The sequence below is a fragment of the Pseudomonas sp. B21-010 genome (genome assembly GCF_024749325.1).
GTDB classification, from domain to species: domain Bacteria; phylum Pseudomonadota; class Gammaproteobacteria; order Pseudomonadales; family Pseudomonadaceae; genus Aquipseudomonas; species Aquipseudomonas kilonensis.
Genome location: NZ_CP087198.1, coordinates 1196016 through 1218464 on the forward strand (window position 1 = coordinate 1196016; position 22449 = coordinate 1218464).

The following is a 22449-nucleotide window of genomic DNA, read 5'->3' on the forward strand; positions in this document are numbered from 1 at the left end:
TGGCCGGTGTGCGTTCCAGGCGCGTTCTATACTCCGGGCACCCATTACGGCGACAGTCGCGCCGCAACAAGGAGCCAGCCATGAACGATACCCAACGACTCGCCGCCTTGCGCATGGTTTTGATCGTTGTCGGCCTGATCGCCGTCTTCGCGATCTGGCCGCTGATGAACCTGTGGCCGTCTGGCTGGGCGTGGCACAGCGGGCATTCCCACTATCCGTTGATGATTGTCGGAATCTACGCCACCCTCGGTGTGTTCCTGCTGATGGCGTCGCGCGATCCGATGAAACACCTGAGCCTGATCTGGTTCACCGTGTGGTCGAGTATCGTGCACGGCGCGATCATGGCCGTGCAGTCCTTCGACGTCGAGATGGATGGGACCCGGCATATGGGGCATTTACTCGGCGATGTGCTGGCGCTGTTCATCGTCGCGGCGGCGCTGGCTTTTTTCATTCCACGTGGTAGCCCTACGCGCTAGCTGCCTCGAGTGGCGGTGATGGTGCTCCCCTCCGGATCTCGAGCATTTCGGCACAATTGTCGAGCGTTTCGGCACACTGACCATTTGGCGTTCAACCTAGACTCTGGCTTCATTTTCAGCCTCAAACGGAGTCGCGATGAACATCAGATCAATCCTGCCTGCACTTTCCATGGCTGTGGCATTCAGTGGCTACGCGGCCGACTTTTCACTGACCAGCCAGGACATTGCTGACAATCGCCCATTGACCCAGCGGGAAGTGTTCCAAGGCTTCGGTTGCGAAGGCGGCAACACCTCGCCGCAGCTTTCCTGGATAAACGCCCCCACCGGCACTAAAAGCTACGCGATCACGGTCTACGATCCCGATGCGCCGACGGGCAGCGGTTGGTGGCATTGGACGGTCTTTAACCTGCCCGCTTCTATCCACAGCCTGCCAAGTGGGGCAGGGCCGAGTTTGCCTGCCGGTGCAGTTCAAGGGCGAACCGACTTTGGTCAATCCGAGTTTGGCGGCGCCTGTCCTCCAGTTGGGGATAAACCCCATCGCTATCAATTCACCGTATGGGCATTGAAAGTCGATAAGCTAGCGCTCGACAACCAAGCCAGCGGGGCCTTGGTAGGGTACATGCTCAATGCCAACGCCTTGGCCAAAGCGACCATTACTTCAACTTACGGACGTTAAGCACGATGCACCCTTGTGAGGGCATACAGCACCGGGAAAACATTATCGATGCGTGTGTCATTCGGGCGCGCCAGCCCCTGACCTTGTCAAGGGTGCCGGTGTTCGTGACGACTTTGTGTCGAGTACGCCAAGGGGAAAAGTTGTTGCAGTGGGATGGCCGGGAGATGCGCGCCGGGCCGCAACATCTGATACTGATGCCGGCCGGGCGCGAGTTGGGTCTCTCAAACTTGCCCGGCCCCCACGGCCACTACATCGCCGATGCGGTGACCTTTCCCGTCTCGACATTGCGCAGCTTCAGTACCCGTTATAGCCAGCAGATCATGAGCCGTCGGGGTGTACTGAAGAATGATTTATGCGTCCGCCTGGACAGGCACACGACACAGGCATGGGATCAGTTGCTGACTGCCATCAGGGACGACGCCCCTCAGGTATTACGCACACATTATGGGGAAGCGGTCCTCCTGGGCCTGTGCCTTGGCGGCCAGCTCGGGCCCTTGCTGATGGGGCGCGACGATCCACTTTGTGAGCGTGTGCAGCAGCTGGTAATGGGCAGCCCGCAGAGAGACTGGACGGTGGCGGACGTCGCACAGCACCTGAACCTGGGGGAGTCGACGTTGCGTCGCCAATTAACGAATGAGGGGAACAGTTTCCGCAATATTCTGGAGGGCGTTCGATTGGCGACCGCGTTGCAATGGCTGCAGACCACTTCTCGCCCCATCGGTGAAATTGCCGGGACCTGTGGTTACGCCTCGGCCTCACGTTTTGCAGTGCGCTTCCGCTCACGCTATGGGCTGTCGCCACGTGAATTGCGGGAAGGAATCTAAGCTTTCCCGAGGTCACCCTTGGAACACTGGACGGCATCAACATTAAGCGCCTTGGATGTCGAAACCCTGAAAGTTGAGCTGATGGGGGCTGAGAAGACCTGTGGATAATTTCTATAGGTTTTTTCATTTTTGCAGCCCTTACCGTTTCTCATCTGCGGGTGTATCGTATTCGCCTTTTGCGGGCCCAACGGTTCGCCGCGGATTCAATAGGTGGTTGCGTTCATGTCCTTTACCCGTCGCCAAATACTCGGTGGCCTGGCCGGTCTTGTTGTCGTTGGCGTGGGTGCGGGAGGTGCGTCGCGGTACTGGCTGGGCAAGCGCGCCGATGCCGATGCCGGTCACGACTATGAATTGATCGCCGCACCGCTGGACGTCGAGCTGGTGGCCGGGCACAAGACCCAGGCCTGGGCGTTTGGCCCCTCGGCGCCGGGCACCGAGCTGCGGGTGCGCCAGGGCGAATGGTTGCGGGTACGCTTTATCAATCACTTGCCGGTCGCCACCACCATTCATTGGCACGGGATCCGTTTGCCGCTGGAGATGGACGGTGTGCCGTATGTCTCGCAATTGCCGGTGTTGCCGGGCGAATATTTCGATTACAAGTTCCGCGTGCCAGACGCCGGCAGCTATTGGTATCACCCTCACGTCAACAGCAGCGAAGAGCTCGGGCGTGGGCTGGTGGGGCCGTTGATCATCGAAGAGCGTGAGCCCACCGGCTTCAAATACGAGCAGACCCTGAGCCTCAAGAGCTGGCATGTGGACGAGCAGGGCGAGTTCGTCGCGTTCAGCATTCCCCGTGAAGCGGCGCGTGGCGGCACGGCTGGCCGGCTGGCGACCATCAACGGCGTGGCGCAAGCGGTGATTGACCTGCCGGCCGGGCAGATCACCCGGGTGCGCTTGCTCAACCTGGACAACACCCTGACGTACCGCATCAACATCCCAGGCGTTGAAGCGCAGATCTATGCGCTGGACGGCAACCCCATCGAACCGCGCCCGTTGGGCAAGGAATACTGGCTTGGCCCGGGCATGCGCATTTGCCTGGCGATCAAGGCACCGCCAGCCGGCGAAGAGTTGTCGTTGCGCAATGGTCCGGTGCGCCTGGGGACCTTGCGTTCGGTGCCTAACAGTGACGCGCCGAGCCAATGGCCGCCGGCGCTGCCGCCCAACCCGGTGTCGGAGCCGGACCTGGCCAATGCCGAAAAACTCAACTTCAATTTCGAATGGGTCGGCTCGGTGTCGGTCAATGTCGACAATGGCAAGCCGCCGAGCCTGTGGCAGATCAACGGCAAGGCCTGGGACATCACCGACAAGACCTGCGCCGACCGGCCGATCGCCACGCTGAAGAAAGGCCAGAGCTACATTTTCGAATTGAAGAACATGACTCAGTACCAGCACCCGATCCATCTGCACGGCATGAGCTTCAAGGTGATCGCGTCGAACCGGCACAAGGTCGTGCCGTATTTCACCGACACTTACCTGCTGGGCAAGAACGAGCGGGCGCAGGTGGCGCTGGTGGCGGATAATCCAGGCGTGTGGATGTTCCACTGCCATGTGATCGACCACATGGAAACCGGCCTGATGGCCGCCATCGAGGTGGCTTGATGCGCCAGATTCGCCCTGCCAGGATCATCGACCGTAGCCGTGACCAGGACTTCATGCGCGAAGCCCTGGCCCTCGCCGCACAAGGCGCAGCCCTGGGCGAAGTGCCCGTGGGCGCGGTGCTGGTGCAGGACGGCGAGATCATCGGACGCGGCTTCAACTGCCCCATCAGCGGCCACGACCCCAGTGCCCACGCGGAAATGGTCGCCATCCGCGCCGCCGCCCAGGCGGTGAGCAACTATCGCCTGCCCGGCAGCACGCTGTATGTGACGCTGGAGCCATGCAGCATGTGCGCTGGCCTGATCGTCCATTCGCGTATCGCCCGGGTCGTCTACGGCGCCCTGGAGCCCAAGGCCGGCATCGTGCAGAGCCAGGGGCAGTTCTTCAGCCAGGACTTCCTGAACCATCGGGTGATGTACGAGGGCGGGGTGTTGGCCGAGGAATGCAGCACCGTGCTGAGTGAGTTCTTCAAGGCCCGAAGAGCCAAATCCCAAGACTGACACCGACCTCCTGTGGGAGCGAGCTTGCTCGCGATGACGGCCTGACATTCAACAGCGATGTTGCCTGACAGACCGCTATCGCGAGCAAGCTCGCTCCCACAGGGGGTTGTAGTGTTTGCGCGATTTACTTACGCGCCACAATCACCGCCCGCATCGGCGCCGGCAGCCCTTCGATGGTTTTGCTGTGGTCGGCGGGATCGAGGAAGTCGCTCAGCGACTGATACTTCATCCACTCGGTGCTGCGCTGTTCCTCTACGGTGGTCAGGCTCACGTCCACGCAACGCACATCGCTGAACCCGGCGCGGCGCAGCCAGCGCTCCAGGGCCGGGACCGACGGCAGGAACCACACGTTGCGCATCTGCGCGTAGCGGTCTTCGGGCACCAGCACCTGGTGTTCGTCGCCCTCGATCACCAGGGTTTCCAGCACCAGTTCGCCGCCCTTGACCAGGCAGTCCTTCAAGGCCAGCAGGTGCTCGATTGGCGAGCGACGATGGTAGAACACGCCCATGGAAAAAACCGTGTCGAAACCTTCCAGCTCTGCTGGCAGGGCCTCGAAGGGGAACGGCAAATGCCAGGCGTTGGGCTGCGACAGGTAGCGCTGCACCGCCTGGAACTGGCAGAAGAACAGCCAGTTGGGGTCGACGCCGATCACCGTGTCAGCCCCGGCGCCGAGCATCCGCCACATGTAGTAGCCGTTGCCGCAGCCCACATCGAGGATGCGCTTGCCTTTCAGGTCCAGGTGCGGGGCCACCCGTGACCACTTCCAGTCCGAGCGCCATTCGGTGTCCACGTGCACGCCAAACAGGTCGAAAGGACCTTTGCGCCATGGCGACAGGCCCATCAACGCGGTACGCATTTGCGCACGGGTTTCGTCGGAACAATCGGTGTCGAGCGTCAGACCATTCAGCAGGTCGACCGTGGTGGGTTGCAAGGCGGGCAGCGCATCGAGCGCGCTTTGCCAACGCTCCAGATCGCCATGGCCCTTTTCCATCTTGTTGTCGAGTTGCGTCTGCAGTGTCGCGGCCCAATCGGCCAGGGGCGTGCCGGCCAGATGGCGGGCGAGGGGGGACAGATCAATCATGGCAGGGCAATCAACGAGGCGAAGTTAAGACACTGGAACCACGGCACGACTTTCGAGAACCCGGCCGCCAGCAGGCGTTCGCGGTGTTCTTCGAGGCTGTCGGGCTTCATGACGTTTTCGATGGCGCTGCGTTTCTGGGCAATTTCCAGCTCGCTGTAGCCGTTGGCGCGCTTGAACGCCACGTGCAGGTCGGTGAGCAGGGCATGTTCCTCGGCATCGTTGAACCGCAACTTTTCCGACAGGATCAGGGCGCCACCCGGCAGCAAGGACTGGCGGATGCGGCTCAACAGCGCGGTGCGCTGGTCCGGCGCGATGAATTGCAGGGTGAAGTTCAGTGCCACCACCGAGGCCGGCTGGAACGTCAGGGCGAGGATGTCGCCTTCGATCACTTCCACCGGCAGCAGCTCCTGGAACATCGAGTCCTGGCCGTTGAGGTATTCGCGGCAGCGCTCGACCATGGCCGCCGAGTTATCCACAGCGATTACCCGGCAACCGTCGGTGCGCACGTGGCGGCGCAGGGCCTGGGTCACGGCGCCCAGGGACGAGCCCAGGTCGTAGAGCACGCTACCCGGCTGGGCGAATTGCGCGGCGAGCACGCCGAGGTTTTCGACAATGGTCGGGTAACCCGGCACCGAACGCTTGATCATGTCCGGAAACACCCGCACTACGTCCTCGTTGAAGGCGAAGTCCGGCACTTGGGCCAGGGGTTGGGCGAATAGGCGATCGGGATCTTTGCTCACGGCGGTTCCAGCGGCATGGGTGGTGAAAAGGCCGGCATTTTAACCAAAAAACCTGTGGGAGCGAGCTTTGTGGGAGCAAGGCTTGCCCGCGATAAAGGCACCGTGGTCTATAGCAAGACCACATTATCGTTCATCGCGGGCAAGCCTTGCTCCCACAGATCCTTGCTCCCACAGATCCTTGCTCCCACAGAGCTTTGTTCCCATATTTATCTTTGTTCAGTGTGGCTTTTGGGTAAACGCCGACGCCGTAATCCCCCACTGGCCCAGCCAGTAACTGACGATGATCAAGTAAGGCGCGGCATGGAAGGGCTGCACGAACCGGTTGATGCCGATCAGGCTGTCGGAGAACACAAAGGCCAGCGCCCCGGCGGCGGCCAGCCAGGCCGAGCGTTTCGGCACGCCGGTGCCCAGCCGCGCCAACGCTCGCCAAAGCATGGCGCTGATGGCCAGGCCGTAGACAATCACCGGCATCAGCAACGGCCCGAGGCCGTTCGACACCAGGATCCCCAATAGCACCGCACCGATGCCCAAGGCCAGGGCCAATGGCAGCAGCGCCGGGCGGCGGCAGTCGCTGAGGTAGGCTTTCAGGTAGGCCAGGTGCGCCAGCAGAAACGCGCCAAGGCCGAACACGAACAGATCCCCCGGCCAGGCCAGCAACACATCACCCACCAGCGAAAAAATCAACCCGAGGCTGATCCAGCGCCGATAGTCACTGGGCGGCGCATCGTGCAGCCAGCCGAGCAGGGCCAGGACCGGCATGGGCTTGACCAGCAGGCACAACAGCGTGGCGTGCACGCTCAGGCCGTACAGGTAGGTGGCTGCGCCCATCAGTGCCAGGATCAGCCAGCCCACGGTCAGTTCACCGCAATGGCGCAGTCGAAAGTTTCTACAGGCGGCACTTCCGGGGCCCAGGGCTGTTGATAAGTCAGGCGCAAGCGCCCGGTGCCGGCGCTGAACGCCTGGAAGCGCCAGGTCGAGACGCCCGCGGCGCCGACGATGCCGGCGTCTTCCGGGTTGCGATAAACCTCCGGCCCCAAGCCTTTGAGCACGCCACCGGCCGAATCCTGGATCGCCCAGCGATAACCGGTAGTGGGGTTGCTGGGCAGGCTCAGGATCAGGTTCTGCCCGTTATTGAGCCTTACCGGGCACTGGCTCAGCTTTTCCACGGTCACGTTGTTGCTGGTTTGCGTGGCGCAGGCGCTCAACAGGGCGAGGCTGAGGGGGACGAGCAGGCGGGTGGGGGACATAAGGGTGGTGGCTCCGGCATTCACGACGAACGGCGAGCATAACCGAAGATGCTACTGGGTGTGTCAGCTAGGCATATGTTGTTGCTGATGCCGCCATCGCGGGCAAGCCTTGCTCCCACAATGGATCTTTGTTGTACACAAAATCTGTGAGCGACATTTAATCCTGTGGGAGCAAGGCTTGCCCGCGATGGGGCCCGCACAAGCGCTAGAGGAACATCAGAACAACACCTTCGCCACATCCGCAAACCGCTTGGCAAAGTGCACCGTGACACCTTCCTTGAGGTAGTCCGGCAGTTCTTCGAAGTTGCCTCGGTTGGCTTCCGGCAGGATCAGTTCGTTGATTTTCTGCCGCCGCGCCGCGATGACCTTCTCGCGCACCCCGCCAATCGGCAGGACGTGCCCGGTGAGGGTCAGTTCGCCGGTCATGGCCACGCCTTTTTTCGGCGGCTGGTTGCGGGCCAGGGACAGCAACGCGCTGGCCATGGTCACGCCGGCGCTCGGGCCATCCTTGGGCGTGGCGCCTTCCGGTACGTGCAGGTGAACGAAGGCCTCGTCAAAGAACTTCGGATCGCCGCCAAATTGCTTCAGGTGCGAACTGACGTAGCTGTGGGCGATTTCCGCCGATTCCTTCATCACGTCCCCCAGTTGCCCGGTCAGCTTGAAGCCGCGATTGAGGGTGTGGATGCGCGTCGCTTCGATCGGCAAGGTCGCGCCGCCCATGCTGGTCCAGGCCAGGCCGGTGATCACGCCGATGCCGGACAACACCTGCTCGTTGCGGAACACCGGTTTACCCAGGGAGGCTTCGAGGTCTTTCGGCCCGAGCTTGATCACGGCCTTGGGGTCGTCGATCAGCTTCATCACCGCCTTGCGCACCAGTTTGCCCAGCTGTTTCTCCAGCTGTCGCACCCCGGCTTCACGGGCATAGCCGTCGATCAGCGCCTTGAGCGCGCTGTCGTTGATACTCAGGCTGCCCTTGGACACGCCGGCCTTGGCCAGTTGCTTGGGCCACAAGTGACGCTTGGCGATGGCGACCTTTTCTTCGGTGATGTAGCCCGACAGGCGGATCACTTCCATCCGGTCCAGCAGCGGACCGGGGATCGAGTCCAGGGTGTTGGCGGTGCAGACGAAGAGCACTTTCGACAGGTCCAGGCGCAGGTCCAGATAGTGGTCGAGGAATTCGACGTTCTGCTCCGGGTCGAGGGTCTCCAGCAGGGCCGAGGCCGGGTCGCCCTGGTAGCTTTGGCCCATCTTGTCGATTTCGTCGAGCATGATCACCGGGTTCATCACTTCGACATCTTTCAGCGCCTGCACCAGCTTGCCCGGCTGCGCGCCGATGTAGGTGCGCCGATGGCCCTTGATCTCGGCTTCGTCGCGCATGCCGCCGAGGCTGAAGCGGTAGAACGGCCGCCCCAGGGATTCGGCGATGGATTTGCCGACGCTGGTCTTGCCCACGCCCGGCGGGCCGACCAGCAGCACGATGGAACCACTGATCTCGCCTTTGTAGGCGCCGACGGCGAGGAACTCCAGGATGCGGTCCTTGATGTCGTCCAGGCCGGCGTGGTGCTGGTCGAGCACCTTGCGCGCGTGCTTGAGGTCAAGCTTGTCCTGGCCATACACGCCCCACGGCACCGAGGTTGCCCAATCCAGGTAATTGCGGGTGACGGCATATTCCGGCGAGCCGGTTTCCAGGATCGAGAGTTTGTTCATTTCCTCTTCGATGCGCTTCTGCGCCTGGGCCGGCAGCACCTTGCCTTCGAGCCGCTGCTCGAACTGTTCGATATCGGCGCTGCGGTCGTCCTTGGTCAGCCCCAGCTCCTGCTGGATGACCTTGAGCTGCTCCTTGAGGAAGAACTCGCGCTGATGTTCGCCGATCTTGTTGTTGACCTCGGCGGAAATCTCTTTCTGCAACCGCGCCACTTCGACTTCCTTGCGCAGCATCGGCAGGACCTTTTCCATGCGCTTGAGCATGGGCACGCAGTCGAGCACTTCCTGCAGCTCATTGCCGGTGGCGGAGGTGAGCGCAGCGGCAAAGTCGGTCAGCGGCGAAGGGTCGTTGGGGCTGAAGCGGTTGAGGTAGTTCTTCAGCTCTTCGCTGTACAGCGGGTTGAGCGGCAGCAGTTCCTTGATCGCGTTGATCAGCGCCATGCCGTAGGCCTTGACCTCATCGGTCGGCTCGCTCGGCTGGTGCGGGTATTCGACTTCCACCAGGTACGGTGGGCGATGGTGCTTGAGCCAGGTGCGGATACGCACGCGGGTCAGGCCCTGGGCGACGAATTGCAGCTTGCCGCCTTCCCGGCTGGCGTGGTGCACCTTCACCAGCGTGCCGTACAGCGGCAGTTTCGAGGTGTCGAAATGGCGCGGGTCTTCCTGGGGCGAGTCCATGAAGAACAGCGCCAGGGAGTGATGGTCGGACTTGGCCACCAGCTCCAGGGTCTCGGCCCACGGTTCTTCGTTGACGATGACCGGCAGCACCTGGGCCGGGAAGAACGGACGATTGTGGATCGGGATGATGTAGACCTTGTCCGGCAAATTCTGGCCAGGCAGGGCCAGGCCGGTGCCGGAGGAGGTGTGTTCGATGTGTTCGGAGTCAGCGTATTCGTTGATGGCTTCGGTAGAGTGCTGGTCGCTCATGGGGCACCTGCGCAATGGGGTATGGGTCTTAGATGGGGCAGGTGGGGGGTGGTTTCAATGGCGGGTGATTGTTAGCGGTTATTTCATTGACCGGTTTTACCCCGTAGGAGCTGCCGAGCGAAGCGAGGCTGCGATCTTTCCCCTGACGCTTGAATCTCAAGCGAAAGCTCAAAAGATCGCAGCCTGCCGGAGACGCGTCAGGCGACCCGGTTCAAGTCGTTATGACGCGTCTCCTTCAAGCACAGCACGGCGATCACGCTAAGCAGTGCGGCCGTTGAAACGTAGCCCCCGACATAACTCAAACCACCCATCGCCACCAGTTTCTGGGCGAAGAACGGCGCGGCCGAGGCGCCGACGATGCCGCCCAGGTTGTAGGCCGCCGAGGCGCCGGTGTAGCGCACGTGGGTCGGAAACAGTTCTGGTAGCAGGGCGCCCATGGGGGCGAAGGTCACGCCCATCAGGAACAGCTCGATGCACAGGAACAGCGCCACGCCGCCGGTCGAGCCGTGGGTCAACAAGGGTTCCATGAGGAAACCCGAGGCAATCGCCAATACGCCGCCGACGATCAGTACCGGCTTGCGCCCGTAGCGGTCGCTGGCCCAGGCCGACAGGGGCGTAGCGGCGGCCATGAACAGCACGGCAAAGCACAACAGGCTCAGGAAGGTCTCGCGGCTGTAGCCGAGTGTGGACACGCCGTAGCTCAGGGAAAACACCGTCGAGATGTAGAACAGCGCGTAACACACCACCATCGCCGCCGCGCCCAGCAAGGTTGGCGCCCAGTACTGGCTGAACAGCTCGACCAACGGCACCTTCACTCGCTCCTGGCGGGCCATGGCATTGGCGAACACCGGGGTTTCGTGGAGCTTGAGCCGCACATAGAGGCCGACGATCACCAGCACGGCACTGAGCAGGAACGGAATCCGCCAGCCCCAGGCGCGGAACTGCTCGTCGTCAAGGGTCATGGCCAGGGTCAGGAACAGCCCGTTGGCCGCCAGGAAGCCGATGGAGGGCCCCAGCTGGGGGAACATGCCGAACCAGGCGCGCTTGCCCTTGGGCGCGTTCTCGGTGGCAAGCAGCGCCGCACCGCCCCATTCACCGCCCAACCCCAGGCCCTGGCCGAAACGCAGCACGCACAGCAGGATCGGCGCCCAGGCGCCAATGCTGGCGTAGCCCGGCAGCACGCCGATGAGGGTGGTGCAAACGCCCATCAGCAGCAGGGACGCCACCAGCGTCGACTTGCGCCCGATCCGGTCGCCGAAATGACCGAACAGCGCAGAGCCCAGCGGGCGGGCAAGGAAGGCGATGCCGAACGTCAGGAAGGACGACAGCATCTGTGCTGTGCCCGAGGTTTGCGGGAAGAACACCGGCCCGATCACCAGGGCCGCAGCCGTGGCGTAGACGTAGAAGTCGTAGAACTCGATGGCGGTGCCGATGAAACTCGCGGTGGCCACGCGGGTGGCCGAATTTGTCGGCTGGGCAGACACAGCCTCGTTGCAGGTAGCGGTCGTCATGCAGTTATCCCTGACAGTCATGTGCTCCATTGGAGCGAATTATTATGGTCGAACACCCAGGGATGTGGGCGGATATCCTTTCGCTGTTTCGGGTAGGAACAGTCGCAGGACTGATGCGGATTTTGCCGATGGTCGGGCCGGAACCGGCTGGGTGCGGATAAGCACGGGGTTCGGGCGGGGCTGGGTAAGCGGCTTGAGTATAGGAAGGAGGCTAACGAATCAACAAGAGAGCTGGCCCACAATAACGGCGCTTGCGATGAGCTTTTGTGGCGAGGGAGCAAGCGCCCTCGCCACGGGTGCGGTGTTTAGAGCACTACCGGCACCGAACTGTTATGCCACGCCAGCACCTGGCTGACACGGTTGTCCACGGTCTCGATGATTTCCAGTCGATAACGGCCGATCTTCAGGCATACCGGGCTTTCGGGGATGGTTTCCAGGGCTTCGGTCACCAGTCCGTTGAGGGTCTTGGGGCCGTCGCTAGGCAGATGCCAGCCCAGGGTCCTGTTCAGTTCGCGGATCGACGCCGCGCCATCGATCATCAGGCGACCATCGGGCTGGGGGTGGACGTGGGGGTTGTCGAGGCTGTGCTCGCTTTCGAATTCGCCGACGATTTCTTCGAGGATGTCTTCCAGGGTGACGATGCCCAGCACTTCGCCGTATTCGTCCACCACCATTCCCAGGCGCCGCTGCTGCTTGTGGAAATTCAGCAATTGCAGTTGCAGTGGCGTGCTTTCAGGGACGAAATAAGGCTCGTGGGAGGCGGCCAGTAGCGCTTCCTGGGTCAGGCTCGCGTCCGCCAGCAAATGACGGATCTGGCGCGTGTTGAGCACCGCTTCGACCTGGTTGATGTCGCTGTGGAACACCGGCAGGCGGGTGCGACGGTTCAGGCGCAGCTGTTCGATGATCTCGCCGATGGGGTCGTCGAGGTTGATTCCGTCGACCTCGCTGCGGGGCACGAGGATATCGTTGACGGTGATGTTGTCCAGGGCATGGATGCCGGAAATCGGATGCAGTCGGCCGCTGCTGTGCTCAGTTTCGTGCTCGCTGCGCGGTGACGCGGGCATCTCGTCGTCGCTCTGTTGCACCATGCTGGCTTTGCGCGCAAAGGGGCGCAGCAACAATTGGCTGGCACTATTCAACAGCCAGGCAAATGGATAGAGGATCTTCAGCGGTATGCCAAGCAAGGCGTTGCCCAGCGCCAGCACCGCTTCGGGCTGGCGGGTGGCCAAGGTGCGCGGCAGGTAGTCGGCAAACACCAGCAGGGCGGCGCTGGTGCCGAGCCAGGCTACCCAAGGACCGTTTTCCAGCCAGGTAAAAATTGCCAGCAAGGTGCCGATGACGACGGCCAGGGTGCGACAGAGGGTATTGCACAGGATCAGGCTGGCCAGCGGGAATGTCAGCGTTGCCAGCGGTTTGTCACTGGCGCGCGAGGCCGTGCGCTGGGCCAACAGGTGCTGCTGGGCGGCTTCGATGGCGGTGAACAGGGCCGACCAGAGGATCAGCACCACCAGCACGGCGAACAACGGCGCTACGGGCAACGTATCCATCAGGGCCGTCCGTCAGATATGCAGGATGTATTCACGGACCAGCTTGCTGCCGAAGTACGCGAGCATCAGCAGGCAGAAACCGGCCAGGGTCCAGCGAATCGCCTTGTGGCCGCGCCAGCCGAGGCGGTTGCGGCCCCACAGCAGCACGCTGAAGACGATCCACGCCAGGCAGGCCAGCAGGGTCTTGTGCACCAGGTGCTGGGCGAACAGGTTCTCGACGAACAGCCAGCCGGAGATCAGCGACAGCGACAGCAGGCTCCAGCCGGCCCAGAGGAAGCCGAACAACAGGCTTTCCATGGTTTGCAACGGCGGGAAGTTGCGGATCAGCCCGGACGGGTGCTTGTTTTTGAGCTGGTGGTCCTGCACCAGCAGCAGCAAGGCCTGGAACACCGCGATGGTGAACAGGCCATAGGCGAGGATCGACAGCAGGATATGGGCAAGGATGCCCGGTTCTTCGTCGATGATCTGCACCGTGCCCGACGGCGCGAATTGCGCCAGCAGCACCGTCGCCAGCCCCAGCGGGAACAGCAGCACCAGCAGGTTTTCCACCGGAATGCGCGAGCAGGCCAGCAGCGTCAGGCCTATCACGGCGACGGCGATCAGGCTGGCGGCGTTGAAGAAGTCCAGGCCCAGGCCGATCGGCGTCATCAGGTGGGTATAAAGGCTGGTCGCGTGACCGAGCACCGCCAGTACGCCAAGCGTGACCAGCAGGCGTTTGTTCGCCTTGGCGCCGGTGGCCAGGCGGGTGCCTTGATAGAGGGTCGCAGCGGCATAAAGGCAGGCGGCGGCGAGCGTGGCAAGCAAGCTGGGTGACAAGGGGAGCATAAATCCTGTTAGGCAAGCCCGAAAGGCGCTGAGTTTGGCATAGAACCCCCTTCGCACGAAAGACCACCGCAACTGACAGTAAGGTGTACGTTGCCCGCTTCTTCGCTATAATCCGCGACCTGCCCACGCCGCAGGCTCGCCGAGCACATTTTTCACGGTCTGGGCCGCCATTATCCCGGTCTCATCTGGGCCTGAAAGGATCGCGCATGTTTGAAAACCTAACCGACCGTCTCTCGCAGACGCTGCGCCATGTCACCGGCAAGGCGAAACTGACCGAGGACAACATCAAAGACACCCTGCGCGAAGTGCGCATGGCGTTGCTCGAAGCCGACGTCGCCCTGCCGGTGGTCAAGGACTTCGTCAATTCGGTCAAGGAACGCGCCGTCGGCACCGAAGTGTCGCGCAGCCTGACACCGGGCCAGGCGTTCGTGAAGATCGTCCAGGCCGAACTCGAAAGCCTGATGGGCGCCGCCAACGAAGACCTGAACCTGAGCGCCGTACCGCCAGCGGTGGTGCTGATGGCCGGCCTGCAGGGCGCGGGCAAGACCACGACAGCCGGCAAGCTGGCGCGCTTCCTTAAAGAGCGCAAGAAGAAGTCGGTGATGGTGGTGTCGGCGGACATCTACCGTCCGGCCGCGATCAAGCAACTGGAAACCCTGGCCAACGACATCGGCGTGACGTTCTTCCCGTCCGACCTGAGCCAGAAGCCGGTGGACATCGCCCAGGCGGCTATTAAAGAAGCAAAACTGAAATTCATCGACGTGGTCATCGTCGATACCGCCGGTCGCCTGCACATCGATGAAGAGATGATGGGCGAGATCAAGGCGCTGCATGCCGCGATCAACCCGGTGGAAACCCTGTTCGTGGTCGATGCCATGACCGGCCAGGACGCGGCCAACACGGCCAAGGCGTTCGGTGATGCGCTGCCGTTGACTGGCGTGATCCTGACCAAGGTCGACGGTGACGCCCGTGGCGGTGCCGCGCTGTCGGTACGCGCCATCACCGGCAAGCCGATCAAGTTCATCGGTATGGGCGAGAAGAGCGAAGCGCTCGAGCCGTTCCATCCCGAGCGTATCGCTTCGCGCATCCTCGGCATGGGCGACGTGCTCAGCCTGATCGAGCAGGCCGAACAGACCCTCGACAAGGACAAGGCCGAGAAACTGGCCAAGAAGCTGAAGAAGGGCAAGGGCTTCGACCTCGAAGACTTCCGCGACCAGCTGCAACAAATGAAGAACATGGGCGGCCTTGGCGGCCTCATGGACAAACTGCCGAACATCGGTGGTGTGAACCTGGCGCAGATGGGCAATGCCCAGGGCGCGGCTGAAAAGCAGTTCAAGCAGATGGAAGCCATCATCAACTCCATGACCCCGGCCGAGCGCCGCGACCCTGAGCTGATCAGCGGTTCGCGCAAGCGCCGTATCGCCATGGGGTCCGGCACCCAGGTGCAGGACATTGGTCGCTTGATCAAGCAGCACAAGCAGATGCAGAAGATGATGAAGAAATTCTCCGCCAAGGGCGGAATGGCCAAGATGATGCGCGGCATGGGCGGTATGTTGCCCGGCGGCGGCATGCCGAAAATGTAAAGAATCTGCGCCGGCTGTCATGTCGGCGTTGCCCTGCACGGATGCGGGGATCTCCAGCAAACCCGCGCTACGCGGGAGCTGACTTGCCGTTTTTCATGACGGCTCTATGGCAAATCTTGATCGCATGGCGCCAGGCGCCGGAAAAAGACATTTGCAAAAGTCCGGATATTCCTTAGAATATGCGGCCTTTCGGGCACCTATGCCCGCTGTGCATTTAGATTTGCAGCACCGACTACAGGAACGATGTTCACATGCTAACAATCCGTCTTGCCCTTGGCGGCTCCAAAAAGCGCCCGTTTTACCACCTGACCGTAACCGACAGCCGCAACCCGCGTGACGGTTCCCACAAGGAGCAGGTTGGTTTCTTCAACCCTGTTGCCCGTGGTCAGGAAGTTCGTCTGTCCGTGAACCAAGAGCGCGTAGCCTACTGGCTGAGCGTTGGTGCACAACCTTCTGAGCGCGTTGCTCAGTTGTTGAAGGAATCGGCTAAGGCTGCGGCCTGAGCAATATGAACGCGACGCCAAAAGATGCTGATGATTTGATCGTTGTCGGCAAGATCTACTCTGTACATGGCGTTCGCGGCGAAGTGAAGGTGTATTCCTTTACTGATCCGATCAAGAACCTGTTGGACTACAAAACCTGGACGCTCAAGCGCGAAGGTAGCGTGAAACAGGTGGAGCTGGTCAGCGGACGCGGGAACGACAAGTTCCTGGTCGCAAAGCTCAAGGATCTCGATGATCGTGAAGAAGCGCGTCTTCTGGCCGGTTATGAGATCTGCGTGCCGCGCAACCTGTTCCCTGAACTGACCGACGGCGAGTACTACTGGTACGAGCTGGTGGGTCTGAAGGTCATCGACCACCTCGGGCAATTGCTCGGGAAAATCGATCACCTGCTCGAGACCGGTTCGAACGATGTCATGGTGGTCAAGCCTTGCGTCGGCAGCCTGGATGATCGCGAACGCCTGTTGCCCTATACCGAGCAATGCGTGTTGGCCGTCGACCTTGCCGCAGGCGAGATGAAGGTGGAATGGGATGCGGATTTCTAAACGTGGCTAACTTGCGCGTTGAAGTCATCACATTGTTTCCCGAGATGTTTTCCGCCATCAGCGAGTACGGCATAACCAGCCGCGCGGTGAAACAGGAGCTGTTGCAGCTTACCTGTTGGAATCCGCGGGACTACACCACGGATCGACATCACACTGTGGACGATCGCCCGTTTGGCGGTGGTCCGGGCATGGTGATGAAGATCAAGCCCCTGGAAGATGCGCTGGTTCAGGCCAGGACGGCAGCCGGGGAGGGTGCGAAGGTGATCTACCTGTCGCCCCAAGGCCGCCAGCTGACTCAGTCGGCGGTACGCGAGCTGGCGAATTCGGATGCATTGATCCTGATTGCCGGCCGTTATGAAGGCATTGACGAGCGTTTCATTGAAGCTCATGTCGATGAAGAGTGGTCGATTGGCGACTATGTACTGTCTGGCGGCGAGCTGCCGGCGATGGTCCTGATCGATGCGGTTACACGACTGCTGCCTGGAGCTTTAGGGCATGCAGATTCCGCTGAGGAAGATTCCTTTACGGATGGTCTGCTGGATTGCCCGCACTACACCCGACCGGAGGTGTATGCGGATCAGCGTGTTCCCGACGTGTTGCTAAGTGGCAACCACGCGCACATCCGGCGTTGGCGTTTACAGCAGTCCCTTGGTCGGACCTATGAACGACGCGCCGATCTTCTGGAAAGCCGCTCGCTTTCTGGAGAAGAGAAGAAGCTGCTCGAGGAATACATCCGCGAGCGGGACGATAGTTAACAACGTATCGATGGTGAGTCCGACGACTTGCCTTAGGAGCACAGCATGACTAACAAAATCATCCTTGCACTCGAAGCAGAGCAGATGACCAAAGAAATCCCTACCTTTGCCCCAGGCGACACCATTGTCGTTCAGGTGAAAGTGAAGGAAGGCGACCGTTCCCGTCTGCAAGCGTTCGAAGGCGTCGTTATCGCCAAGCGTAACCGTGGCGTGAACAGTGCATTCACCGTTCGTAAAATCTCCAACGGTGTTGGCGTAGAGCGTACTTTCCAGACCTACAGCCCGCAAATCGACAGCATGGCTGTCAAGCGTCGCGGTGACGTACGTAAAGCCAAGCTGTACTACCTGCGTGACCTGTCGGGTAAAGCAGCTCGCATCAAGGAAAAACTGGCTTAAGTCCAGCTTCCGATGCAAAAAAAGCAGCCTGCGGGCTGCTTTTTTGTTGCCTGCGATTTGCGCTTTGAGCACCCTGCCTAGCTTCATTTGCCATTTTGATGCTGTGTGTGCCCGCATCCCTCAAGAGTTCTTATGCCCGCCATCGATCATCCGCTGATAGACCAGTTTCTCGACGCCCTGTGGCTGGAGAAGGGGTTGTCCGATAACACCCGCGATGCCTATCGCAGCGACTTGGCGCTGTTCAACGGTTGGTTGCAGGAAAACCACCTGGAGCTGATCAATGCCGGACGGGAATTGATCCTCGATCACTTGGCGTGGCGTCTGGAGCAGAACTACAAACCGCGCTCGACCGCGCGGTTTCTCTCCGGCCTGCGTGGGTTCTATCGCTATTTGCTGCGGGAAAAGCTGATCGCGGTGGACCCGACCTTGCGCGTGGAAATGCCGCAATTGGGGCGTCCATTGCCCAAGTCCCTCTCCGAAGCCGATGTGGAAGCGCTGCTGGCGGCACCCGACCTCAGCGAAGCCATCGGTCAGCGCGACCGGGCCATGCTGGAAGTCTTGTATGCCTGTGGCCTGCGGGTCACCGAGTTGATCAGCTTGACCCTGGAGCAGGTCAACCTGCGCCAGGGCGTGCTGCGGGTGATGGGCAAAGGCAGCAAGGAGCGCCTGGTGCCGATGGGTGAGGAAGCGATCGTCTGGGTCGAGCGCTACATGCGCGATGCTCGCCACGAACTGCTGGGCGGGCGCCCCAGCGACGTGCTGTTCCCCAGCCTGCGCGGCGAGCAGATGACCCGCCAGACTTTCTGGCACCGCATCAAGCACCAGGCCAAGGTGGCCGGGATCGGCAAATCCCTCTCGCCCCACACGTTGCGCCATGCCTTCGCCACGCACCTTCTCAACCACGGCGCCGACCTGCGGGTGGTGCAGATGCTGCTCGGCCACAGCGACCTGTCCACCACCCAGATCTACACCCACGTCGCTCGGGCGCGGTTGCAGGAGCTGCATGCCAAACACCATCCGCGCGGTTGAAATCTGCCGCGATGTTGTCAGTGCTGCCGCCATCGCGAGCAAGCTCGCTCCCACAGGAGATCTATGTCGCACCGAAGATCAAATGTGGGAGCGAGCTTGCTCGCGATGGCGGTGTGTCAGCCTGCATCAATCCTCAAAGCGTCTTGCATCAGCGGCATTCGGTCACGCGGGCCTTATGTGGTAGGCTTTCCCGGTTTGCACAGTGGGCGGTTGGAACCCGAATCTGCGGGTCGGCGTTTCCCGTCTCATTTGTTCGCCTCAGGAGTCCCCATGCGTTTGATCCAGATGTTCACCGCCGCCGCGATTGCGCTGGCCAGTACCTTTGCCATCGCCGACGATGCGGCCGACAAGGCTATCCGCAAGAGCCTGGAAAACCTTCAGCTCGAAGTGCCGATCGAAACCATCTCGGCCAGCCCAATGGCCGGCCTGTATGAGGTCAAGCTCAAGGGCAGCCGCGTGCTTTACGCCAGCGCCGACGGTCAGTACATCGTCCAGGGCAACCTGTTCGAGCTCAAGGACGGCAAGCCGGTCAATCTCACCGAGATGACCGAGCGCCAGGGCATTTCCAAGTTGATCAACGGCATTCCAGTGGCTGAAACCGTGGTCTATCCGGCCATTGGCGAAACCAAGTCCCACATCACCGTGTTCACCGACACCACCTGCCCGTATTGCCACAAGCTGCACGCCGAAGTGCCGGAGCTGAACAAGCGCGGCATCGAAGTGCGCTATGTTGCATTCCCGCGCCAGGGCCTGGGCTCGCCGGGCGATGAGCAGTTGCAGGCGGTCTGGTGCTCCAAGGACAAGAAAGCGGCCATGGACAAGATGGTCGATGGCAAGGAAATCAAGGCCGCCAAGTGCGAGAACCCGGTTTCCAAGCAGTTCGCCCTTGGCCAGTCCATTGGTGTGAACGGCACGCCGGCCATCGTTTTGGCCGACGGCCAGGTGATTCCGGGCTACCAGCCGGCGCCACAAGTCGCCAAACTGGCCCTGAGCGCGAAATGATCATGGGCAATCCGCTTCTGAAGATCACGGCTCGGCGAAAACCTTCGTCGGGCCGTTAAACACAAAGTCGCGTTGCTGCGCGGCTGTATTTCACGGCCGACCTTGTGTCGGCCGTTTCATGGGGAGTCAAGAGTGAATCCGGTCAAAGTAGGCATCTGTGGGTTAGGTACCGTCGGTGGCGGCACCTTCAACGTACTTCAGCGCAACGCCGAGGAAATTGCTCGTCGTGCCGGGCGTGGGATCGAAGTGGCACAAATTGCCATGCGCACGCCAAAGCCTCAGTTCCAGACGACCGGTATTGCGATTACCAACGATGTCTTCGAAGTGGCCACGAACCCTGAGATCGACATCGTCATAGAGCTGGTCGGCGGCTACACCGTTGCCCGTGAGCTGGTACTCAAGGCCATCGAGAATGGCAAGCATGTGGTCACCGCGAACAAGGCGCTTATCGCTGTTCACGGTAATGAGATTTTCGCCAAGGCCCGCGAGAAGGGCGTGATCGTGGCTTTCGAAGCCGCCGTGGCCGGTGGTATCCCGGTGATCAAGGCGATCCGCGAAGGCCTGTCGGCCAACCGCATCAACTGGGTCGCGGGGATCATCAACGGCACCGGCAACTTCATCCTCACCGAGATGCGCGAGAAGGGTCGCACCTTCGAAGACGTGCTCGCCGAAGCCCAGGCCCTGGGCTACGCAGAGGCTGATCCGACGTTCGACGTGGAAGGCATCGACGCAGCGCACAAGCTGACGATCCTGGCCTCCATTGCGTTCGGCATTCCGTTGCAGTTCGACAAGGCCTACACCGAAGGCATCACCAAGCTGACCACCGCTGACGTGAACTACGCCGAAGCCTTGGGCTATCGCATCAAGCACTTGGGCGTGGCGCGCAGCACCGCCAACGGCATCGAGCTGCGCGTGCACCCGACCTTGATCCCGGCCGATCGCCTGATCGCCAACGTCAACGGCGTGATGAACGCGGTGATGGTCAACGGCGATGCCTCCGGCTCGACGCTGTTCTACGGCGCCGGTGCGGGCATGGAGCCGACGGCCTCTTCGGTGATCGCCGACCTGGTGGACGTGGTTCGCGCCATGACCTCGGACCCGGAAAACCGTGTGCCGCACCTGGCCTTCCAGCCAGACTCGCTGTCGGCTCATCCGATTCTTCCGATCGAGGCATGCGAAAGCTCCTACTACCTGCGCATCCAGGCCAAGGACCATCCGGGTGTGCTGGCCCAAGTGGCGAGCATTCTCTCGGAACGCGGTATCAACATCGAGTCGATCATGCAGAAGGAAGTCGAGGAACACGACGGCCTGGTGCCGATGATCCTGCTGACCCACCGTGTGGTCGAGCAGCGCATCAACGACGCGATTGCGGCGTTGGAAGCGCTCCAGGGTGTCGTTGGCCCGGTGGTCCGTATCCGCGTCGAACATTTGAATTAATTTAGCGGCAAGCAGTAAGTTGCAGGCTGCGAACGAAGGCACACTTGCCTTTGAATGTATCGCCTGCAGCTTCAACGCTTGAAGCCCAAACCGAAGGTTTGCCCCATGCGCTATATCAGCACCCGCGGCCAGGCACCGGCCCTGAATTTCGAAGATGTCCTCCTGGCCGGCCTGGCCACGGACGGCGGTCTCTATGTGCCGGAAAACCTGCCGCGCTTCACCCAGGAAGAAATCGCTTCCTGGGCCGGCCTGCCGTATCACGAGCTGGCGTTCCGGGTCATGCGCCCGTTCGTCACCGGCAGCATCCCGGACGCCGATTTCAAGAAAATCCTGGAAGAGACCTATGGCGTCTTTTCCCACAACGCCATCGCACCGCTGCGTCAGCTCAACGGTAACGAATGGGTCATGGAGCTGTTCCACGGCCCGACGCTGGCGTTCAAGGACTTCGCCCTGCAACTGCTCGGTCGCCTGCTGGACTACGTGCTGCAAAAGCGTGGCGAGCGTGTGGTGATCGTCGGTGCCACTTCTGGCGACACCGGTTCGGCGGCCATCGAAGGCTGCAAGCATTGCGATAACGTCGACATTTTCATCCTGCACCCGCACAACCGGGTCTCGGAAGTACAACGTCGGCAGATGACGACGATTTTCGGCGATAACATCCACAACATCGCCATCGAAGGCAACTTCGATGACTGCCAGGAAATGGTCAAGGCCAGTTTCGCCGACCAGAGCTTCCTCAAGGGTACGCGGCTGGTGGCGGTGAACTCGATCAACTGGGCGCGGATCATGGCCCAGATCGTTTATTACTTCCATGCGGCCCTGCAATTGGGCGGCCCGGCCCGCTCCGTGTCGTTCTCGGTGCCGACCGGCAACTTCGGCGATATCTTCGCCGGCTACCTGGCGCGCAACATGGGCCTGCCGATCAATCAATTGATCGTCGCCACCAACCGCAATGACATCTTGCACCGCTTCATGAGCGGCAACCAGTACGTCAAGGAAACCCTGCACGCCACGCTGTCGCCTTCGATGGACATCATGGTGTCGTCGAACTTCGAACGCCTGCTGTTCGACCTGCACGGTCGCAATGGTGCGGCGATTGCCGGGCTGATGGACAGCTTCCGCCAGGGCGGCGGTTTCAGCGTCGAGCCTGAGCGCTGGACCGAAGCCCGCAAGTTGTTCGACTCCCTGGCCGTGGACGATGAGCAGACTTGCGAAACCATCGCCGAGGTGTTCGAGCAGAGCGGTGAGTTGCTCGATCCGCACACGGCCATCGGTGTCAGGGCGGCCCGTGAATGCCGTCGTAGCCTGGACATCCCGATGGTGATCCTGGGCACGGCGCACCCGGTCAAGTTCCCGGAAGCGGTGGAGAAAGCCGGTGTAGGAAAAGCGCTCGAACTACCTGCACATCTTTCTGATTTGTTTGAGCGAGATGAGCGTTGCACCGTGTTGCCCAACGACTTGAAGGCTGTGCAGGCCTTTGTCAGCCAGCATGGCAATCGCGGCAAGCCGCTCTGACCGGGTAAACCTGTCACATTTTGAAGCCCGTCT

At 61.3% G+C, this 22449-nt stretch carries 22 protein-coding genes; 14 read left to right on the plus strand and 8 right to left on the minus strand.

Annotation, left to right across the window (positions count from 1 at the left end; all coding sequences use genetic code 11):
- Window positions 1-80 precede the first annotated feature (80 nt).
- The 5 genes from LOY50_RS05110 (at window position 81) to tadA (ending at window position 4072) form a co-directional block, all read left to right on the plus strand.
- Window positions 81-476 carry a DUF6632 domain-containing protein gene (locus tag LOY50_RS05110; protein ID WP_253471766.1) on the plus strand — a complete coding sequence of 132 codons (396 nt, stop codon included), beginning with the start codon at window positions 81-83 and terminating at the stop codon, window positions 474-476.
- A gap of 136 nt (window positions 477-612) precedes the next feature.
- A complete protein-coding gene (locus LOY50_RS05115; RefSeq protein WP_214511327.1) occupies window positions 613-1152 on the plus strand; it encodes a kinase inhibitor in 540 nt (179 codons plus the stop codon).
- Window positions 1153-1157: 5 nt separating this feature from the next.
- Entirely contained in the window at window positions 1158-1976 is an 819-nt protein-coding gene (locus tag LOY50_RS05120) for a helix-turn-helix transcriptional regulator (protein ID WP_214511328.1), read from the plus strand.
- Window positions 1977-2198: 222 nt separating this feature from the next.
- The gene (locus LOY50_RS05125) at window positions 2199-3575 is read left to right on the plus strand and encodes a multicopper oxidase family protein (RefSeq protein WP_253471770.1); all 1377 of its coding nucleotides are present in this window, start codon (window positions 2199-2201) and stop codon (window positions 3573-3575) included.
- Entirely contained in the window at window positions 3575-4072 is a 498-nt protein-coding gene (tadA, locus tag LOY50_RS05130; protein ID WP_258690410.1) for a tRNA adenosine(34) deaminase TadA, read from the plus strand. The genes LOY50_RS05125 and tadA overlap by 1 nt, the downstream gene beginning before the upstream one ends.
- Before the next feature lie 124 nt (window positions 4073-4196).
- On the opposite strand, the gene cmoB is transcribed toward tadA, so the two are convergent.
- From cmoB to LOY50_RS05170, 8 genes are all read right to left on the minus strand, one after another.
- Window positions 4197-5153 (minus strand): tRNA 5-methoxyuridine(34)/uridine 5-oxyacetic acid(34) synthase CmoB, encoded by a 957-nt coding sequence (cmoB, locus tag LOY50_RS05135; protein WP_258690411.1) that lies wholly within the window; start codon window positions 5151-5153, stop codon window positions 4197-4199.
- A complete protein-coding gene (gene cmoA / locus LOY50_RS05140) occupies window positions 5150-5893 on the minus strand; it encodes a carboxy-S-adenosyl-L-methionine synthase CmoA (RefSeq protein WP_018611163.1) in 744 nt (247 codons plus the stop codon). Before cmoA ends, cmoB begins: the two co-directional genes overlap by 4 nt.
- A gap of 216 nt (window positions 5894-6109) precedes the next feature.
- Window positions 6110-6745, minus strand: a complete 636-nt coding sequence (locus tag LOY50_RS05145) for a lysoplasmalogenase (protein WP_258690412.1) — start codon at window positions 6743-6745, stop codon at window positions 6110-6112.
- 2 nt (window positions 6746-6747) lie between these two features.
- Complete coding sequence (locus LOY50_RS05150) at window positions 6748-7140, minus strand: protease inhibitor I42 family protein (protein ID WP_024617663.1); 393 nt, start codon at window positions 7138-7140, stop codon at window positions 6748-6750.
- A gap of 216 nt (window positions 7141-7356) precedes the next feature.
- Entirely contained in the window at window positions 7357-9771 is a 2415-nt protein-coding gene (lon, locus tag LOY50_RS05155) for an endopeptidase La (protein WP_250886231.1), read from the minus strand.
- A gap of 197 nt (window positions 9772-9968) precedes the next feature.
- The gene (locus LOY50_RS05160; RefSeq protein WP_258690413.1) at window positions 9969-11282 is read right to left on the minus strand and encodes an MFS transporter; all 1314 of its coding nucleotides are present in this window, start codon (window positions 11280-11282) and stop codon (window positions 9969-9971) included.
- A gap of 305 nt (window positions 11283-11587) precedes the next feature.
- Window positions 11588-12829 carry an HlyC/CorC family transporter gene (locus tag LOY50_RS05165; RefSeq protein WP_258690414.1) on the minus strand — a complete coding sequence of 414 codons (1242 nt, stop codon included), beginning with the start codon at window positions 12827-12829 and terminating at the stop codon, window positions 11588-11590.
- 12 nt (window positions 12830-12841) lie between these two features.
- Window positions 12842-13654 carry an inner membrane protein YpjD gene (locus LOY50_RS05170; protein ID WP_214511335.1) on the minus strand — a complete coding sequence of 271 codons (813 nt, stop codon included), beginning with the start codon at window positions 13652-13654 and terminating at the stop codon, window positions 12842-12844.
- A 206-nt stretch (window positions 13655-13860) separates the two neighbouring features.
- Here LOY50_RS05170 and ffh point away from each other — a divergent pair, with 206 nt between their 5' ends.
- The 9 genes from ffh to thrC all read left to right on the plus strand — a co-directional run bounded on the left by ffh (window position 13861) and on the right by thrC (window position 22416).
- A complete protein-coding gene (ffh, locus tag LOY50_RS05175) occupies window positions 13861-15237 on the plus strand; it encodes a signal recognition particle protein (RefSeq protein WP_253471795.1) in 1377 nt (458 codons plus the stop codon).
- A 251-nt stretch (window positions 15238-15488) separates the two neighbouring features.
- Complete coding sequence (rpsP, locus tag LOY50_RS05180; protein WP_003198088.1) at window positions 15489-15740, plus strand: 30S ribosomal protein S16; 252 nt, start codon at window positions 15489-15491, stop codon at window positions 15738-15740.
- Window positions 15741-15745: 5 nt separating this feature from the next.
- Window positions 15746-16282, plus strand: a complete 537-nt coding sequence (rimM, locus tag LOY50_RS05185; protein WP_018611149.1) for a ribosome maturation factor RimM — start codon at window positions 15746-15748, stop codon at window positions 16280-16282.
- The gene (gene trmD / locus LOY50_RS05190; protein ID WP_170845966.1) at window positions 16264-17037 is read left to right on the plus strand and encodes a tRNA (guanosine(37)-N1)-methyltransferase TrmD; all 774 of its coding nucleotides are present in this window, start codon (window positions 16264-16266) and stop codon (window positions 17035-17037) included. The genes rimM and trmD overlap by 19 nt, the downstream gene beginning before the upstream one ends.
- A 45-nt stretch (window positions 17038-17082) precedes the next feature.
- Complete coding sequence (gene rplS, locus LOY50_RS05195) at window positions 17083-17433, plus strand: 50S ribosomal protein L19 (RefSeq protein WP_003175895.1); 351 nt, start codon at window positions 17083-17085, stop codon at window positions 17431-17433.
- Window positions 17434-17565: 132 nt separating this feature from the next.
- A complete protein-coding gene (xerD, locus tag LOY50_RS05200) occupies window positions 17566-18462 on the plus strand; it encodes a site-specific tyrosine recombinase XerD (RefSeq protein WP_253471797.1) in 897 nt (298 codons plus the stop codon).
- Between the two features lie 270 nt (window positions 18463-18732).
- Window positions 18733-19464 (plus strand): bifunctional protein-disulfide isomerase/oxidoreductase DsbC, encoded by a 732-nt coding sequence (gene dsbC, locus LOY50_RS05205; RefSeq protein WP_214511337.1) that lies wholly within the window; start codon window positions 18733-18735, stop codon window positions 19462-19464.
- 132 nt (window positions 19465-19596) lie between these two features.
- Window positions 19597-20901 (plus strand): homoserine dehydrogenase, encoded by a 1305-nt coding sequence (locus LOY50_RS05210; RefSeq protein WP_003198098.1) that lies wholly within the window; start codon window positions 19597-19599, stop codon window positions 20899-20901.
- Window positions 20902-21006: 105 nt separating this feature from the next.
- Entirely contained in the window at window positions 21007-22416 is a 1410-nt protein-coding gene (gene thrC, locus LOY50_RS05215; RefSeq protein ID WP_024617669.1) for a threonine synthase, read from the plus strand.
- The last annotated feature ends 33 nt before the right edge of the window (window positions 22417-22449 follow it).